This is a genomic window from Flavobacterium lindanitolerans (assembly GCF_002846575.1).
GTDB classification, from domain to species: Bacteria; Bacteroidota; Bacteroidia; order Flavobacteriales; family Flavobacteriaceae; genus Flavobacterium; species Flavobacterium lindanitolerans.
The window spans coordinates 131,196-146,374 of the sequence record NZ_PJND01000009.1; the positions used below are offsets into that span (position 1 = coordinate 131,196).

The 15,179-nt window shown below is 35.1% G+C and carries 15 protein-coding genes; 10 read left to right on the plus strand and 5 right to left on the minus strand.

Annotation, left to right across the window (positions count from 1 at the left end):
* Positions 1 to 48 precede the first annotated feature (48 nt).
* The gene (locus B0G92_RS13215) at positions 49 to 480 is read right to left on the minus strand and encodes a helix-turn-helix domain-containing protein (RefSeq protein WP_061889415.1); all 432 of its coding nucleotides are present in this window, start codon (positions 478 to 480) and stop codon (positions 49 to 51) included.
* A 152-nt stretch (positions 481 to 632) separates the two neighbouring features.
* On the opposite strand from B0G92_RS13215, the gene B0G92_RS13220 reads away from it, so the two are divergent.
* Positions 633 to 878 (plus strand): hypothetical protein, encoded by a 246-nt coding sequence (locus tag B0G92_RS13220; RefSeq protein WP_101472560.1) that lies wholly within the window; start codon positions 633 to 635, stop codon positions 876 to 878.
* A gap of 827 nt (positions 879 to 1,705) precedes the next feature.
* On the opposite strand, the gene B0G92_RS13225 is transcribed toward B0G92_RS13220, so the two are convergent.
* The 3 genes from B0G92_RS13225 to B0G92_RS13235 all read right to left on the minus strand — a co-directional run bounded on the left by B0G92_RS13225 (position 1,706) and on the right by B0G92_RS13235 (position 3,526).
* A complete protein-coding gene (locus B0G92_RS13225) occupies positions 1,706 to 1,993 on the minus strand; it encodes a chaperone modulator CbpM (protein ID WP_101472561.1) in 288 nt (95 codons plus the stop codon).
* 11 nt (positions 1,994 to 2,004) lie between these two features.
* Positions 2,005 to 2,898 (minus strand): DnaJ C-terminal domain-containing protein, encoded by an 894-nt coding sequence (locus B0G92_RS13230; RefSeq protein ID WP_101472562.1) that lies wholly within the window; start codon positions 2,896 to 2,898, stop codon positions 2,005 to 2,007.
* 121 nt (positions 2,899 to 3,019) lie between these two features.
* Positions 3,020 to 3,526, minus strand: a complete 507-nt coding sequence (locus B0G92_RS13235; RefSeq protein WP_101472563.1) for a DUF2911 domain-containing protein — start codon at positions 3,524 to 3,526, stop codon at positions 3,020 to 3,022.
* Positions 3,527 to 3,678: 152 nt separating this feature from the next.
* On the opposite strand from B0G92_RS13235, the gene B0G92_RS13240 reads away from it, so the two are divergent.
* From B0G92_RS13240 to B0G92_RS13275, 8 genes are all read left to right on the plus strand, one after another.
* Positions 3,679 to 4,542: a DMT family transporter gene (locus B0G92_RS13240; RefSeq protein ID WP_101472564.1), complete on the plus strand. Its 864-nt coding sequence runs from the start codon at positions 3,679 to 3,681 to the stop codon at positions 4,540 to 4,542.
* An 80-nt stretch (positions 4,543 to 4,622) separates the two neighbouring features.
* The gene (locus tag B0G92_RS13245) at positions 4,623 to 6,539 is read left to right on the plus strand and encodes a DUF294 nucleotidyltransferase-like domain-containing protein (RefSeq protein ID WP_101472565.1); all 1,917 of its coding nucleotides are present in this window, start codon (positions 4,623 to 4,625) and stop codon (positions 6,537 to 6,539) included.
* Between the two features lie 3 nt (positions 6,540 to 6,542).
* Positions 6,543 to 7,136, plus strand: coding sequence for a 3'-5' exonuclease (locus B0G92_RS13250; RefSeq protein WP_101472566.1), 594 nt, complete (start codon positions 6,543 to 6,545; stop codon positions 7,134 to 7,136).
* Positions 7,137 to 7,241: 105 nt separating this feature from the next.
* Positions 7,242 to 8,333, plus strand: coding sequence for a sensor histidine kinase (locus B0G92_RS13255; protein WP_101472567.1), 1,092 nt, complete (start codon positions 7,242 to 7,244; stop codon positions 8,331 to 8,333).
* Between the two features lie 3 nt (positions 8,334 to 8,336).
* Positions 8,337 to 9,668 carry a sigma-54-dependent transcriptional regulator gene (locus B0G92_RS13260; protein ID WP_101472568.1) on the plus strand — a complete coding sequence of 444 codons (1,332 nt, stop codon included), beginning with the start codon at positions 8,337 to 8,339 and terminating at the stop codon, positions 9,666 to 9,668.
* A gap of 388 nt (positions 9,669 to 10,056) precedes the next feature.
* Complete coding sequence (locus B0G92_RS13265) at positions 10,057 to 11,337, plus strand: Glu/Leu/Phe/Val family dehydrogenase (RefSeq protein WP_056073779.1); 1,281 nt, start codon at positions 10,057 to 10,059, stop codon at positions 11,335 to 11,337.
* 16 nt (positions 11,338 to 11,353) lie between these two features.
* A complete protein-coding gene (locus B0G92_RS13270; RefSeq protein WP_056073554.1) occupies positions 11,354 to 11,752 on the plus strand; it encodes a GreA/GreB family elongation factor in 399 nt (132 codons plus the stop codon).
* A 5-nt stretch (positions 11,753 to 11,757) separates the two neighbouring features.
* On the plus strand, positions 11,758 to 12,144 hold the full coding sequence (locus tag B0G92_RS13275; protein ID WP_143395045.1) for a hypothetical protein: 387 nt from the start codon (positions 11,758 to 11,760) through the stop codon (positions 12,142 to 12,144).
* A 223-nt stretch (positions 12,145 to 12,367) separates the two neighbouring features.
* Here B0G92_RS13275 and B0G92_RS16725 read toward each other — a convergent pair whose 3' ends face one another.
* Positions 12,368 to 12,799, minus strand: a complete 432-nt coding sequence (locus tag B0G92_RS16725) for a helix-turn-helix transcriptional regulator (protein ID WP_180326447.1) — start codon at positions 12,797 to 12,799, stop codon at positions 12,368 to 12,370.
* A 742-nt stretch (positions 12,800 to 13,541) separates the two neighbouring features.
* On the opposite strand from B0G92_RS16725, the gene B0G92_RS13285 reads away from it, so the two are divergent.
* The gene (locus tag B0G92_RS13285) at positions 13,542 to 15,167 is read left to right on the plus strand and encodes a helix-turn-helix domain-containing protein (RefSeq protein ID WP_101472570.1); all 1,626 of its coding nucleotides are present in this window, start codon (positions 13,542 to 13,544) and stop codon (positions 15,165 to 15,167) included.
* The last annotated feature ends 12 nt before the right edge of the window (positions 15,168 to 15,179 follow it).

A 15,179-nucleotide genomic window follows, 5' to 3' on the forward strand; every position in this document is an offset into this window, starting at 1 on the left:
TAGTTATGCTTTGCCATAATAGAACTTATATTGAAAGGTAACGATTGCTTACTTCCCCTCAATCAATTTCTCCAACCTCGCCATCATTTCATCCTTTTCCTTTAGCATACGCTCGTAGAGTGCAATTTTTTCATCATATAATTCGACTACTTTATCAATAGGATTGAAACTAGGTTGATTATTAAAAAAAGCAGGTTGTTGACAATTGTCAAAAGAAGCAGTATTTGAGATAATGTTTACCGCCTGTTCCTCATCAAAATTCTCAATAGCCTCGGTAGGCACTTTTAGGATTTTAGCCACTTGTTCTAAAATATCCTTTTCTACGGACTCTTTTTGTTCCAGGAGAGAGATTTTCTTTTGGTTCCAGTCTTCGCCCAATTCGTAGGCTAGGGCGTCTTGCTTGATGCCGAGCATTTCACGGAAACGCTTTATGTTTCGACCTTGGTGTATTTTCTTGTTTGGCATATCGGTATGTATCATAAATCTCAAATATACTCTTTTTAGTTAAAATAATTAACAACTATTGGCAAATGAAGTTTCTAAATTATGCTTTTTTCAAGATAAAACATTCTGATTAGGAATTGATTACCCAAGTGGGCTTGTTTTACATCACGGCATAAAAGCACAATGATATGAAAAACGCCGAGAGTAACAAAGATAAGCCATTGGAAATACGCAAAATTACGGTTTGCCGTAAAGTATTTAGCTTCCATAATTACCATCCCATAATCACGATATGTGGCAAATTGTTAAAGAAAAGCGGATTCAGGGCAGGCGACAAGCTAGCTCTGAAAGTCTATGAAAAGAAAATCATCGTAGAAATCGAAATGCCGAGAGAGGAATTTTATAAGGAAAACCTGTGGAATATTAAGGATTAATAGAGCAGTGGAGTAGTACTATGATTTTATAAAATGCTGATTTATAACATTAAAACAAGCTTCTCTTGAAGCAGAATTTCTATACATTATGTTAAATAGAAACTCCGTTTGAAGCACACGCTCTGGCATTGATGAATGAGCGTTTAAAAAACGGACGTAGCGAAGCGTTAAAAAATGTAAACTGTTTGAGCGCAGCGAGTTTTTACATTTTAGCGTAGCGCAGTCGGTTTTTAGCGAGGGCATCATAGCCTTGATTTTTTGGTTCTTTTGCATCAAGGCAAAAGAACAGATAATTAACGTCGTGAGCGCCAGCATAAAAAAATGCCCAAAGAAAGCCGACAGGCACATTGGCATTTTTTGTATGCCAGCGAACTCCACAAAATAAAATTTCGCTTTCCGAGCGTTGGCAAAAAAAATTAAATCGACAGGACGAGCGTCGGCAAATTGTGCAGCAAAAATTCAATGTGTAAATTTATTTCCAAACACATTTAATTTTTAGCAAACAAGCGCGTTGGCCGAGCGGCTATTTCCGGAGGCTCCGAACATAATGACTAATTATAGGTCTAAATACTTCTGAAAGCCAAACATCCTTATGAAAGACACACCAATTATTTTACATAATATTATTATAGGGCAACCGAGCCTGCGAGGACTATTTTGACCTATAATTTATATTATGTAAAATAAACTTTTCCCAAATTAAACCAATCTTCTCCTTTATCACAACTATATTTGCATACAAAATCATATCAATGGAATATTTATTTATACTGCTTGTTATCTTCTTATTATTCTACGTACCAAAATATTTTAAAAAGCGTAAATAATTATTCGTGCAATCGTAATCGGTTTTTTAAATCCTGGATTTCTTGCTGGAGTTTTTTTTGTTTTTGAAGCAGATTTAAAATTGCATCGATTCCTTCCGGATTGATGTGCAGTTCATAATACAATTGCCTGCAACGGTCTAAATCTTCTAATTTTTCAGAATCCATAAATTTTTCGTTATTCTTGTTTTCAAACGGAATGATTCCCATTTCGTCCAGAATATCTATGAATGCCCTTTCAATTTTATAATGTTTGCAGTAATCTGATATAATGATTCTTTCGATTTTCATCTCCTAATTTTTTAAAGTTTAGATAATTCCCTAAAAGCTTCTTTTTGTTTTTCAGTCAAGTTGGTTGGAATCTTAATGTCATACGTTATAATCAGATCACCAAATGAGCCTTCTTTTTTATAAACAGCCATTCCTTTGTTTTTAAGCCTGACTTTTGTTCCGTTCTGGGTTTCTGGCGGAACTTTCAGCTTAACCTTTCCATCTAAGGTTTCAACAGTGATTTCTCCTCCTAAAATTGCCGTAAACAAATCCAAACTTACGGTTTTGTATAAATCGTTATTAAGTCGTTTGTATTCCGCATCTTCTTCAATCCTAAATGTAATATACAAATCTCCTGCCGGTCCGTTATTGGCTCCCGGACCTCCATGTCCCTTTAGTTTTATAACTTGTCCGTCTGCTACACCTGCCGGAACAGTAATCCTTAAATTTTTCCCGTTTACGGTAATGGTCTGCTTATGGGTTTGGGCAATATCGTGGAGTTTCAAATGCAGTTCGGCATTGTAATCCTGTCCTTTGAAACCGGCTTGCCTGCCACTACTTCGTCTGTCTCCAAACATGGATTCAAAAAAATCCGAGAAATCAGCATTGCCAAATGAAGCATCATCGCCAAAATTGGAATAGGAACTGCCTGAATATTGCGATTGTGATTGAGATTGCCTTGCCTTTTCATATTCTTCTGCATGCTGCCAGTTTTCACCATAAGCATCATACTTTTTTCTTTTTTCAGGGTCGCTTAAGACTTCATTAGCTTCATTAATCTGCTGGAATTTTTTATTAGCCTCAGTATCATTCGGATTTAAATCCGGATGGTATTTCCGGGCCAATTTCCGGTATGCTTTTTTTATTTCGTCAGTACTAGCCTTTTTGTCAACTTCTAAAACGCTGTAATAGTCTATAAATGCCATGGTTATGATTGTTGTTACACTATAAATTTAAAAAAATAATCAGTACTACACAACTGACATAAAATAAAAAACACTGCCCTTTACAGACAGTGCTTCATCTAAATTAAGTATTGAAGAAAATCTATTTAATTTTTACAGGGATATCCCAGTTTTCCCAACTTAGGGTAATATTGTCCTTGTTGATTTTATAAACCAGCTTTTCAGTCATTGAAGCTGATTTTTTAGGAGTTACTTTTACTCTTAACTGGTCCTGTTTGGCATCCATTTTATAAGCCCCCCATTGTTTCCACTCTTTGTTGAAAATAATGGTTGCGGCATCTTTTTCCGGAATTACAAAGAAAGCATATTTTCCGGCAGGCAATTTTTTTCCTTCAACGGTAATTTCTTTATCGGTTTCAAAAGTTGTAGCCTCATTAGCTCCGGCTCGCCATACTTCTCCAAAAGGAACAAGTTCTCCCCAAATAGCTCTTCCTTTTACGGATGGGCTACCATAGTTGATAGTAATTGTTGCGCCATTAATTTTTCCGGTAACTGTTTCTGCCGGACTTGCCTTTTTATCCTGGGCATTCGCGAAAATAGTCATTACTAATGTCATCAGAAATATTCCGATTCTTTTTTGTAGTTTCATGTGATTTGTGTTGATTGTTAATTTGTTATGTTTTGGCTAGTAAAGATAATCAAGTGAATGTCTGTTGATTTTTTATTTATAATTCTTTTAAGAATTTTAACACCAAAAATGAATGCGATTTTCAGTTACTTTTGTAGTTAAAAGATTTTAAAATGTTCTATATAGTCTTAAGCATAATTTGCAGTGTTTCGGTAGGAGCGCTTCTTAAATTTTCAAAAAGATATTCATTTGATATTATCCAGGTCATAGCTGTAAACTATATTTTGGCATTGGGTTTATGTTATATTACCTTCCGGCCTGATGTTTCTGTAGTGAATAGCAGTTCGCCCTGGAAAATATATATAGGACTTGCCATTTTATTGCCTTCTGTGTTCTTATTACTGGCTTCTTCTATAAAACACATTGGTATAGTTAAGACTGATATTGCCCAACGCCTATCCCTGTTTATTCCTATTCTGGCAGCTTATTTTATTTTTAAGGAAAACTTTACAACTTTAAAATTAATGGGGCTGATTGTTGGTTTTCCGGCAATTTTCCTTACGCTATCCAAAAAACAATCAGACACCCAGGAAAACAGATGGATTTTTCCCGTGTTGGTACTATTAGGGTTTGGAATCATTGATATCTTATTTAAGCAGATTGCTCTGGAAAAAAGCATTCCTTACACCACTTCCCTATTTATAGTATTCTTTGGCGCTTTAGTATTGGCACTGTGTTTTACGATATACTCTGTTTTTGTAAAGAAGAATCCCATACAATGGAAAAACATTATTATAGGTTCCTTTTTAGGAATTTTAAACTTTGGAAATATCCTGTTTTATTTAAAAGCACATAAGGCTTTTTCAGAGAATCCTTCCACCGTTTTCGCGGCTATGAACCTGGGTGTAATTGTTTTGGGCAGTTTGGTTGGAATTATCGCTTTTAAAGAGAAAGTCACTTTAAAAAACTATATCGGAATTGTTCTTGCCCTTGGTTCTATTGTACTGATTACTCTTTCACAAATTCAGGCAAAATAGCGTGGAAGTATTTTTAAACTTCTTTTGCAAAGAATCAGAATAAATTTTATTTTTACTTATCATCTAGCTAACAAGATTTTATGAAAAACCCGATTGCGGAGAAGGTTGTTGATTTTCTCAAGAACTATCCGCCTTTCAACAGCTTAAATTACCAGGAATTACTGCATATTGCTTCTGAAGTTAAGGTACTTTATCTCGAAAAAGGTAAGATTCTTTTCCAGATTGGCGATGCCTGTCATGATAGCTTTTACATTGTGGCTTCCGGGGCTATTGGGTTATCCGTAACTTCTGATGCCGAAGAAACTTTAATTGACAAATGTGATGAAGGCGATATTTTAGGGCTTCGTCCGTTTTTTGCCAAAAACAATTATCTGATGACGGCAAAAGCCCGTGAAGAGAGTATTGTTTATGCAATTCCGATACAGATTTTCCAACCCTATGTGTTTGCCAATCATGATGTAATGAGTTTTATGCTGGAGAGCTTTGCCTCCAATACACGAAATCCATATGACAAAGAACATAGAGGAAAGCTGATTTCTGAAAATATTATCTATAAGGAACAACAGGCCGATATACAATATTTCCAATCCATCCAGTATTCAAAAGAGCCAATAACAGCTTCTCCTGAAGCTATTGTTAGAGATATTGCCCAGATGATGACCGACAAGCTGATTGGGAGTGTCATTATCACAAAAGATGATTTCCCGATTGGAATCGTAACTGATAAAGATTTACGTTCTAAGATTGCTACCGGTCACTTCCAAATCTCGACTACCGCAGCTAAAATCATGACTTCACCTGTAGTGACGGTACCTGAAGACCTTTCCCTGGCCGAAGCTCAGGTATATATGCTTAAATATAATGTAGATTATCTCTGCGTTACGGAAGACGGCTCAGATAAATCTCGTGTAAGGGGAATTATTTCTGAAAATGATTTGGTGGTTGCACAAGCCAATAACCCTGGTGTATTGATTAAGGAAGTTAAACGTGCACAATCCGCCAAAGATTTGAAACGTATCCGTGAAAAATTATCAGAACTGATACAGACTTCAATTACAAAAGATATTCCGGTTTCGCATATCATGAATATTTCAGGAGAAATTAACACCGCCATTACAAGACGGGCTATTGATTTGGCCATTCTTGAAATGGGCTCTCCTCCTGCCCGATTTGCATGGTTGAGTATTGGCAGCCAGGGCAGAAAAGAACAGTTATTGCTAACTGACCAGGATAGCTTTTTGGTTTTTGAAGATGTGCCTCAGGACAAATACCGCGATGTAAAAGATTATTTCCTGCGTTTGGCCCGAAGAACAACTTCTACCCTTGAAAAGGTGGGTTATTTCTTAAGTCCGGATGGTTTTGTTTCAAGTAATATGATGTGGTGTAAATCACTGACAGACTGGATTAAACAATACGGAAATTGGATTAATACTCCAGGTGAAAACAGTGAAGTGATAAACACTATTTTCTTTGACTATGAAATTGCTTTTGGCGAAACCTCTATCGAAGAAGCCCTTACAGAAATCATTTTCAAAAATGCAAAAGGAAACAAATTGTTTTTTGACTATCTGGGCAATGACGCCTTGAGAAAACCACCGCCATTAGGATTCTTTCGCCAATTCCTGGTCGAAGAAGAAGGCGAAAATAAAGATATGTTTGACATCAAAACAAGAGCCCTGACCCCGCTTATTGATGCTGGGCGTTTGTTAGTTTTGCATCAGAATATAAAAGGAATCAACAATACTTATATGCGTTTCAAACAGTTAGCAATTGCCGACCCTAGAAATTCAGAATTGTTCCTAAACTGTGCCGAAGCTTTCCTTACACTATCCGAATTCAGGACTGTAGAGGGTTTAAAAAATGACAGCTCCGGACAATTTATTAATCTGGAGGAGCTTTCAAAAACTGATAAAGTCAAGCTAAAAAATTGCTTTATCCCGATAAAAGAAGTTCAGGAACTAATCAAGAGCAGGTTTAAGCTCACCTATTTCTCATAAATCATGCTGGATTGGCTAAAAATAAATAAAGATTACCCACAATTCTGGAAAGATTATCTCGGAAAGTTTGAGAACAAATCCAGAAGATTTGTGGCATTTAGTACTGAAACTACAGGCCTGGATGCCGAAAAAGATGTCATCCTGTCTATTGGTGCCGTAGCTATAGAAAACAATACTATTATTGTAAAAGATAGTTTTGAAGCACTTATTTTTCAGGAGAAATTTACTCCTGAAACAGCCTTAAAAACAGGTGTCATAAAAGGAGTTCCTGAGGAAAAACATTCCGAAAGTGAGGCCATAGAATCTTTTATTAACTATTTAGGCAATGCCGTTTTGATAGGGCACCGGATTCATTTTGATATTGCCATGATTAATACTGCCTTAGAAAAATTACATTGTGGCAAACTTAAAAATGAGGCTTTGGACATTGAAGTAATGTTTAAGAAATGGAAACAACTACCTGAAGAAAAGCAGTTTAGCTTAGATGAATTAGGCGCTTACTTTAAGATATCGAAGAGTGACAGGCACACGGCTTCTAATGACGCTTTTACAATTTCACTCCTATTCCAAAGGTTAAAACAACGCCTTGGTTTATAACCCAAATCCAATTTTTTTTCACTTTTCTTAAAAAGAAGCAAATATTTTTTTGCAATTCTATTTAATAAGTAACTTTGCGGTCCACTATTTTATAAATTGGCAAAAATGCTTGAAATATCAACAGAAGAAAAACTTAAGGAACGCATCAAGGAATTGAGCTGCCTATATGATATTTCAAAGACCACGAGCATGAATGCAAACTGCTCTGAATCTGCCTTAAGGGAAATCTGTACTATTGTGAAAATTGCCTGGCGGTTTAGCGATGTTAGTATAGTGGAGCTCCAATGTAATGACTTTTATTTCACAACGTCAAAACTTCCGGAAGATACCCGTTTTCAGGTCAGTTGTATTTCTATTTTTGAAAAAGAAGCCGGTTATATTAAAGTACATTATCCAATAAGCAGCGGAGCTTTTTTTCTGATTGAGGAAGAACAACAACTGTTGGATAAAGTTGCCCTTGAAATTGGCAATTATATTGAGAAAAATCATATCCGGGAAAGAGAAAAGCAGTTGCAAAGAAGTGTGGAACGCATTGACAGACTGTCAATTCTTGGTGAAATAACAGCCGGAATTGCCCATGAACTCAATACACCACTCGGAAATATACTTGGCTTTGCCGAATTGATAAACGAACAGAATATTGATAGACAGGTAGCCCAGGATGTTTCAAAAATCATCAATGCGGCCATTTATTCAAGGGAAATTGTAAAAAAACTGATGTTCTTTTCTTGTGAAATGCCACAAAATATGGAGATTGTTCCTATTAAACCTATTGTAGTTGAGGCCTTATCACTCCTGGGACCTAATTTTAAAAAGGCACAGGTTTCTTATGAACTTATCTTTGACAATCCGGAACTAAAAGCCCAGATAGACAATATCCAATTGACCCAGGTTCTGTTTAATATCCTTATAAATTCGATTTATGTAGCTCCTGAAAACAGTAGCATTACTGTTAAAGTTACTGACGATTCCAATAATTTTTACATTGAGATTGCCGACGAAGGAAGTGGTATCCCGGAAGAAATCAAATCACGAATATTTGAACCATTCTTTACTACAAAACCCATTGGTGAAGGTTCCGGCTTAGGATTGAGCGTTGTGCATGGTATAGTAAAAAGTCATAAAGGTGACATTATAGCATTGGACAACCAACCAAAAGGTACAATTTTTCATGTAAGGCTCCCTTTAAACTCCTAAAAAATGCTGAAAAAAGAAAACATATTGATTGTTGATGACAATTATGATATGCTGGAATTGTTACAGCGTAATTTAAAGGCGCAGAATTTCCATACCTATAAGGCTTCTTCGGTAATGGAAGCTATTGATATTCTTAAAGTTGTAGCTATCGATTTATTGATTACAGATTTGCAAATGCCCGGCCTGAACGGAATTGAGCTAATCAAATTTGCCGAAGAACATTTTCCTGAAATTCCTAAACTGGTTATTACCGGATTTCCTTCAGTTGATACGGCTGTTAATGCTGTAAAATCCGGTGCTTTGGATTATCTCGTAAAACCATTTACCAGTGAAGAATTAAAAAAGGCGGTACAGAATTCGTTTGAAGGAAAAATAGGTTCAAAGAAAAAAAGCTCTCCTACTCTTCCCAACTCTGACAAAAAGATAACAAACTATGCCGGAATTGTTGGTGATTCCGAACAATTTGAAAATTTAGTTGACGTTATTGAACGCGTCAAAAATAATAAGGCCACCGTTTTAATTCAGGGCGAAAGTGGTACCGGAAAAGAACTGATTGCCAGAGCCATTCATTTTAAGGGCTCTTTTGCATCAAACCCTTTTGTAGCTGTGAATTGTGGCGGAATTCCTGAAAACCTGATGGAATCGGAATTATTTGGTTATGAAAAGGGCGCCTTTACAGGTGCCAATGAAAGCAAGATTGGTTTATTCCAGGCAGCAAACGGCGGAACAATCTTTTTGGACGAGATTGGCACGGCACCATTAGCTGTACAAACCAGACTGTTGAGGGTTTTACAGGAAAAGGAAGTCACAAGAATAGGCTCACAAAAAGCCCATAAAATAGACGTCAGGGTCATTTCTGCCACCAATAATGACTTATATGAAATGGTACAAAAAGGAAACTTTCGCGAAGATTTGTATTACAGGTTAAATGTAGTAAGCATTGAAACGAAACCTTTGAGAGAAAGAAAGAACGACATCCGTCCTTTAATTACTACCTTTATAAAAAAATACGGCATTGAATACGGAAAACCGAATTGTACGATTTCTGACAAGGCAATAGAAATCCTGCTAAGACATTCGTGGCCGGGAAATGTGAGAGAATTAGAAAACATTATACAGAGAATGATAATTATGTGTGATTACGCAATCGATATAGTTGACATTCCTGATTATTTGAAATACCAACAACCTACCGAAGGAGAAACCCTAAAGCCCTTAAAAGATATTGAAAAAGACCACATACTAAAAGTACTGCATGCCGTTGGCGACAATAAAACCAAAGCAGCAGAAATTCTACAGATAGACAGAAAAACATTAAGGCAAAAACTGCTTTAAGATATCCGGGGAGTTTTTACCCGATTGGTACTTTTCTCTCCGGTATTTATTTAGATTATAAAATTGTTCAAAAAGTAATTAACTGATTATCAAATATTTTTAAAAATGTATCACACTATGGCACACAGTTTGTTTTATGGCACGTCACCATAATTGAATAGAGTTATTATGTCACAAAATTTACAGGAGCTTTCCTTTAAGAAATCTCCTCAAGCCCAGATTCCGATTATTGCTTGTACCGAAAATATTTTTAATGGTATCAAATCATGCGGTTTAGAGATATTGCAACATCAGGTAAAAATAGGATTATGCATTAATTGTGAGAGGAACAATTATTGCGCCTGGAAAGAGAACAAAAAAATATACTGCGAACACTATCAATAAAATTATGATTACTGCAAAAGAACCTGCTAAAAAAAGCATGTATGAAAATGTAATGGAACAGTTTAATAAAACTGCTGACATTATGAATTTGAATCCTGATATCAGGAAGATTTTATCAATTACAAATAATGAAATCCTTGTTCATTTTCCTGTGAAAATGGATAACGGACAAGTAGAAGTATTTACTGGCTACAGAGTTCAGCATAACAACGCTCTTGGACCATACAAAGGAGGTTTAAGATTCCACCCTACTATGGACGGAGATGATGCCAAGGCTTTGGCAATGTGGATGACATGGAAAACTTCATTGGCAGGATTGCCTTATGGCGGTGCTAAAGGTGGTATCCAGATTAATCCAAGAGATTATTCGCTTTCTGAATTAGAGCGAATCACAAGAAGATTTACTTTCGCTTTGGGCGATAATATTGGTCCGGAATTGGATATTCCTGCTCCGGACGTAAATACAAACGAGCAAACAATGGCTTGGATTGCTGACACTTATATGTCAACAAAATCTCCATCTGAAAGGTCAAACAACAAACACGTAGTAACAGGAAAACCTGTTGGTTCCGGTGGATTAGAAGGTCGTGACCGTGCTACAGGATTTGGTGTTTACCTGACTCTAAAACTTTTCTTCGAAAACAAAAATGAAACATTAGCCGGTAAAAAATACATCGTTCAAGGATTTGGAAACGTGGGTTACTGGGTTTCTTACTTCATGGAAAAAGATGGAGCTAAATTATTAGCTGTTCAGGATGCTCACGCTACAATTATCAATGAAAATGGAATTTCTGTTAATGATTTGTACGAGCATTCAAAACCAAGAAAAGGTTCCATCCAGGGATTCACAGGTGCTAAAGAAATGGAACCTAAAGATTTCTTCGCTTTAGACTGTGATTTTGTAATCCCGGCTGCTTTGGGTAACCAAATTACTGCTGCTAATGCTTATGATATCAAAGCAAAAGTAGTAGCAGAAGGTGCTAACGGACCAACAGATAACGAAGGAGAAAGAATTCTTTTGGAAAGGGGAATAACTATTATCCCGGATATCTTATGTAACTCAGGTGGTGTTATTGGTAGCTACTTTGAGTGGTTGCAAAACCGTAATGGTGAATTATGGCCATTGGATGAAGTTATGGCTAAAATCGAAAAGAAACTTACTGAAAACTACAAAAAAGTGCAAAATATCGTAAATGAAAAGCAGGTAGACTGGAGAACGGCTGCCTACATTCTGGCTATTTCCAGAATTGAAACTGCTTATATACAACGTGGTATTTTCCCTTAATTAATTGTAGTGAATCATGAAAGAAATAATCATCGAGAAAAGAGAATATGAAATGCTGCGACAGATTATCTCTAATGCAGGTCATAATGTAGACAAAACTTACAAGGCTTCTATTGAAAAGCTGGCTAATGAGCTTAAATCGGCAACGATTATGGACAAGGAAAGCATGCCGGAAGAGATTGTAAGGTTTAATTCTATAGTAACAGTACAGATGCCTTTTGGTGACCCGAAAAGCTTCCAGATTGTTACACCCGAAAAAAGCGATATTTCACAAAACAGATTGTCAATTCTGGCTCCTATGGGACTGGCCTTATTTGGCTATGCTGTTTCAGATGAAATTATGTGGCAATTCCCATCCGGAATGAATGCCATAAAAATTCTGAATGTAGAACAACCGGACGCTTTACAAAAATAATGACCATGAAAAAAGAGGTAATCAAGATACATCAGGACCAGGATGACTTGCAAAAGTTTTTCATCAACAGGGATGTTGACCGCTGGAAAGATGAAGTGGCTATCATTGAAGAAGAAATCATTTTGTTTTCCAATTTATTGGGAGCTAAAAATGACAAGTCTTATTCAAATATCTTGGAAAAGATGAAGGTTTTCAAGGTTCAGAATTCTGAAATTCAAGAAGAATTAATCAATTATGACCGAAAATTAGAGGTATTGAAAGAATGTGAAGACCTTCAATGTGAAACCTTTTTCTTGAATTCTCATAACGATTTCAAGGAAAAGATTGAAGTACATTTTTACCAGTACCGAAATTTCAAGAAGAATGTTTTTTCTGTAATCAATAATAAATAATTAATTGTACCCAAAAAGTAATTGAGAATATACCATGATTATTAAGTAGATTCGTTTGAGACAGTTACTTTTAAAACACCGGTTTACGCCGGTGTTTTTTTTTAATTATTTTGATAAAGATGATTGGCTGACTTCGAGTGCAATTGTATTTTAGCCACGGATAGGATGATTACGCAGATTTTATGTTTATTTGATGAACCGAATTATATTAAATATAAAAACTCTATAGATTAGCAGCCCATACATAAATATCGACCTTTTCGTTAATATTATATTTTCTCCTGATTCTGTACTTTTTCCCCTCTATGCTTCTAATGCTGGAATTGGTAAACTTAGCTATTTCTTTTGTGGTAAAACCCAGTTTTATATAGGCACAGAATTCCTGTTCGCTTGCCACGACATTAGGTTGAATTTCAATCAGCCTTTCGCAGAAGTAAGGATACAGTTCCTTAAATTTTGGAAAGAAATGACTACTGTTCTGTACAGCCATATCTATAACTTCTTTTAATTTGTCTATATCAATTTCTGCTTCTCTTTTCCATATTCCAACCCTCTTTTTATAATATTTTATGGATATGGCTTGTTTTCTTATGATAAAACAGACAAGCCAAAATACAAGTCCAATTGAACCCAGCAATGATTCGAAAAAAATCATATCGTTTACCGGATGTTTAACTGAATTTGTCTTTATATCTAAAAACATCATGAAAAAAAGGAAAAAGCATATTAATACTATTGCCTTTTTATTTCTACTGATTTTAAAAAAAACAGGCAATGATAGAATCAACGGAATGTAATAGAAATAAATTCCCGACCCCAGCCCTATGTGAGAAGATATATAAAAAAAAATAAAACTCAATAACAGATATGTAAAGGTTTGGGCAAGGGCATTAAATTTTAAATCTGTGAATATCGTATAAAAGAAGAGAATGGACAGAAGAAAGAAGCAATACGAAATTAAAGATGATATATAAATAAAATCATATACAGAAATAGCAAAAAATAAAAGCGAGAGCGAAAGGAAACTTTTATTCCATAATTTAATATGTTCCACTTCCATTTTTTGCGTATACTTTTCGGTTCCAACTTCAATTAATTTGCAATAAAAACCTGAAATGCTTTCTAAAACCATAGTAGTTTGTAATTAAAAAATAAAGCCTGAAATTCAATGCAATTTTAAGCCAAAAAACTACGCAAGTACATGCATGTGTGTAATCATTTCGGAATATATCACATTAAATACATTAAACAAACAAATGATTTTCAATAAATTAGATAACAAAATACGATATTGAAGTTTTCATATATGTCTTTTAAATACAGTAATTAAAATAATCTTAATAGTAAGACGTATATTACAAATAATTAAATTTGCAGTACCCACAAAATAAAAATTTATGAACAGAATATTTTCGGCCTTACTCCTTCTCTGCTTGTTTTCTTCGCTACTCAATGCCCAATCAAATAAAGAGGATATCGACAAATTATTAAAGGATGCGGGATACACTTTGGATTTTGTTGATAATCAGAAAGGCTTAAAAATTATACTAAAGGCAAGAGAAGCCTCCAAACGAATCGGATATAAGGAAGGATTACTAAAAAGCGGAAGCATGTTAACCGTTTTTTATATGCGTGAAGATAATTATAAAAAAGTGATTGAAACCAGTCGGGAAATGGAACCCCTTGCACTGGAACTCAAAAATTATATAGCACTCACAGATTTATACAGGATGATGGCACTTGCGCACGGTCAATTGGGATTGAGCAAACCAAGCTATGAAAAATACCAGGCTGCCTTAAAAGCTTCCAAAAAAATTCAGCAGAAAAATACGCGCCATTATAAAACGTCACTCATTTATGGGAATATGATAACCTATTTTGATCGTATGGACGACAATTATTCCCAGGATAGTATTTTACATTACCTGAAAAAAAGTTTAGAAGAAATAAAACAAATTGATGACAATAGCCCGGATACAAAGCTTAATGACAAATATGATATACTTGCCGGTACTAACTCCAATATTGGCATGTTCTATATAAATCAGCATAAACCACAAAGAGTAGATCTCGCCGAAAAGTATTTTATGGATGCAATAGCCATATACGATAATAAAAAATACAAGCTTATGGCCATAAACAGAGTGTTACTATCAAACTCTTTTGGCCGTTTCTTCCAAGCAAAAAAAGACTATAATAACACCATAAAATATGCTACTAATGCTTTAGAATTAGAAAGAAAAGCGAATTCACCTTATATGCGAAAAGAGTCTTATGAAATGCTGGCAGACTCTTATCTTGAATTAGACAACAAAGCTCTGTCAAAAAAGTATATGCAATTGTATACAAGTATAAACGACAGTATTACGGCAGCGCAAAATGCAAGTATTGAAGCGCCTGTAAACCAAATCGTTTCACAGGAAAAAAAGAAGCATACAACGATAATAGTTATTATTTCCGGTTGTATTCTTGTCATTATGGCTTTTATTGTAAGGCTATTCTGGAAAAGAAAGAACAGGATTTTACATGAAAACTATGAAAGCTTAATTGAAAAACTAAAGTCAGAAAAAAAACCAGGCAGACTTACTGAAGAAGAAAATTATGGTAAGATCTCGTCAGATAAATCGTTTACTATTATAGAAGAAACTACTGATGCCCTACTCTTGAAACTGGAAAAATTTGAAAAATCTAAAAATGTGATTAAAAAGGAAGTTAGCCTTACCTGGCTGGCTAATCATCTGAATACCAACACGCGATATCTTTCTGAAGTTATAAAAAAATATAAGGGCAAATCATTTAATAATTACATCAATGGCTTAAGGATAAACTATATTGTAGAATTACTTTATGAAGAACCCAAACACAGAGAATATAAAATAAGTTATCTTGCTGAATTATGCGGCTTTTCGTCAAGAGAGGTATTTACAACGATATTTAAAAAAGAAACAGGCATCTCTCCCTCCTATTTTATTGATAATTTAAAAAATAAGGATATTTCTTCAGGAACAGAAAATAAAGAATAGTGTTTTTATTTG

Coding starts and splice junctions, on each gene's coding strand:
- B0G92_RS13215 (WP_061889415.1), bottom strand. CDS start 480: ATGATACATACCGATATGCCAAACAAGAAAATACACCAAGGTCGAAAC.
- B0G92_RS13220 (WP_101472560.1), top strand. CDS start 633: ATGAAAAACGCCGAGAGTAACAAAGATAAGCCATTGGAAATACGCAAA.
- B0G92_RS13225 (WP_101472561.1), bottom strand. CDS start 1,993: ATGAAAATCGAAAGAATCATTATATCAGATTACTGCAAACATTATAAA.
- B0G92_RS13230 (WP_101472562.1), bottom strand. CDS start 2,898: ATGGCATTTATAGACTATTACAGCGTTTTAGAAGTTGACAAAAAGGCT.
- B0G92_RS13235 (WP_101472563.1), bottom strand. CDS start 3,526: ATGAAACTACAAAAAAGAATCGGAATATTTCTGATGACATTAGTAATG.
- B0G92_RS13240 (WP_101472564.1), top strand. CDS start 3,679: ATGTTCTATATAGTCTTAAGCATAATTTGCAGTGTTTCGGTAGGAGCG.
- B0G92_RS13245 (WP_101472565.1), top strand. CDS start 4,623: ATGAAAAACCCGATTGCGGAGAAGGTTGTTGATTTTCTCAAGAACTAT.
- B0G92_RS13250 (WP_101472566.1), top strand. CDS start 6,543: ATGCTGGATTGGCTAAAAATAAATAAAGATTACCCACAATTCTGGAAA.
- B0G92_RS13255 (WP_101472567.1), top strand. CDS start 7,242: ATGCTTGAAATATCAACAGAAGAAAAACTTAAGGAACGCATCAAGGAA.
- B0G92_RS13260 (WP_101472568.1), top strand. CDS start 8,337: ATGCTGAAAAAAGAAAACATATTGATTGTTGATGACAATTATGATATG.
- B0G92_RS13265 (WP_056073779.1), top strand. CDS start 10,057: ATGATTACTGCAAAAGAACCTGCTAAAAAAAGCATGTATGAAAATGTA.
- B0G92_RS13270 (WP_056073554.1), top strand. CDS start 11,354: ATGAAAGAAATAATCATCGAGAAAAGAGAATATGAAATGCTGCGACAG.
- B0G92_RS13275 (WP_143395045.1), top strand. CDS start 11,758: ATGAAAAAAGAGGTAATCAAGATACATCAGGACCAGGATGACTTGCAA.
- B0G92_RS16725 (WP_180326447.1), bottom strand. CDS start 12,799: ATGATTTTTTTCGAATCATTGCTGGGTTCAATTGGACTTGTATTTTGG.
- B0G92_RS13285 (WP_101472570.1), top strand. CDS start 13,542: ATGAACAGAATATTTTCGGCCTTACTCCTTCTCTGCTTGTTTTCTTCG.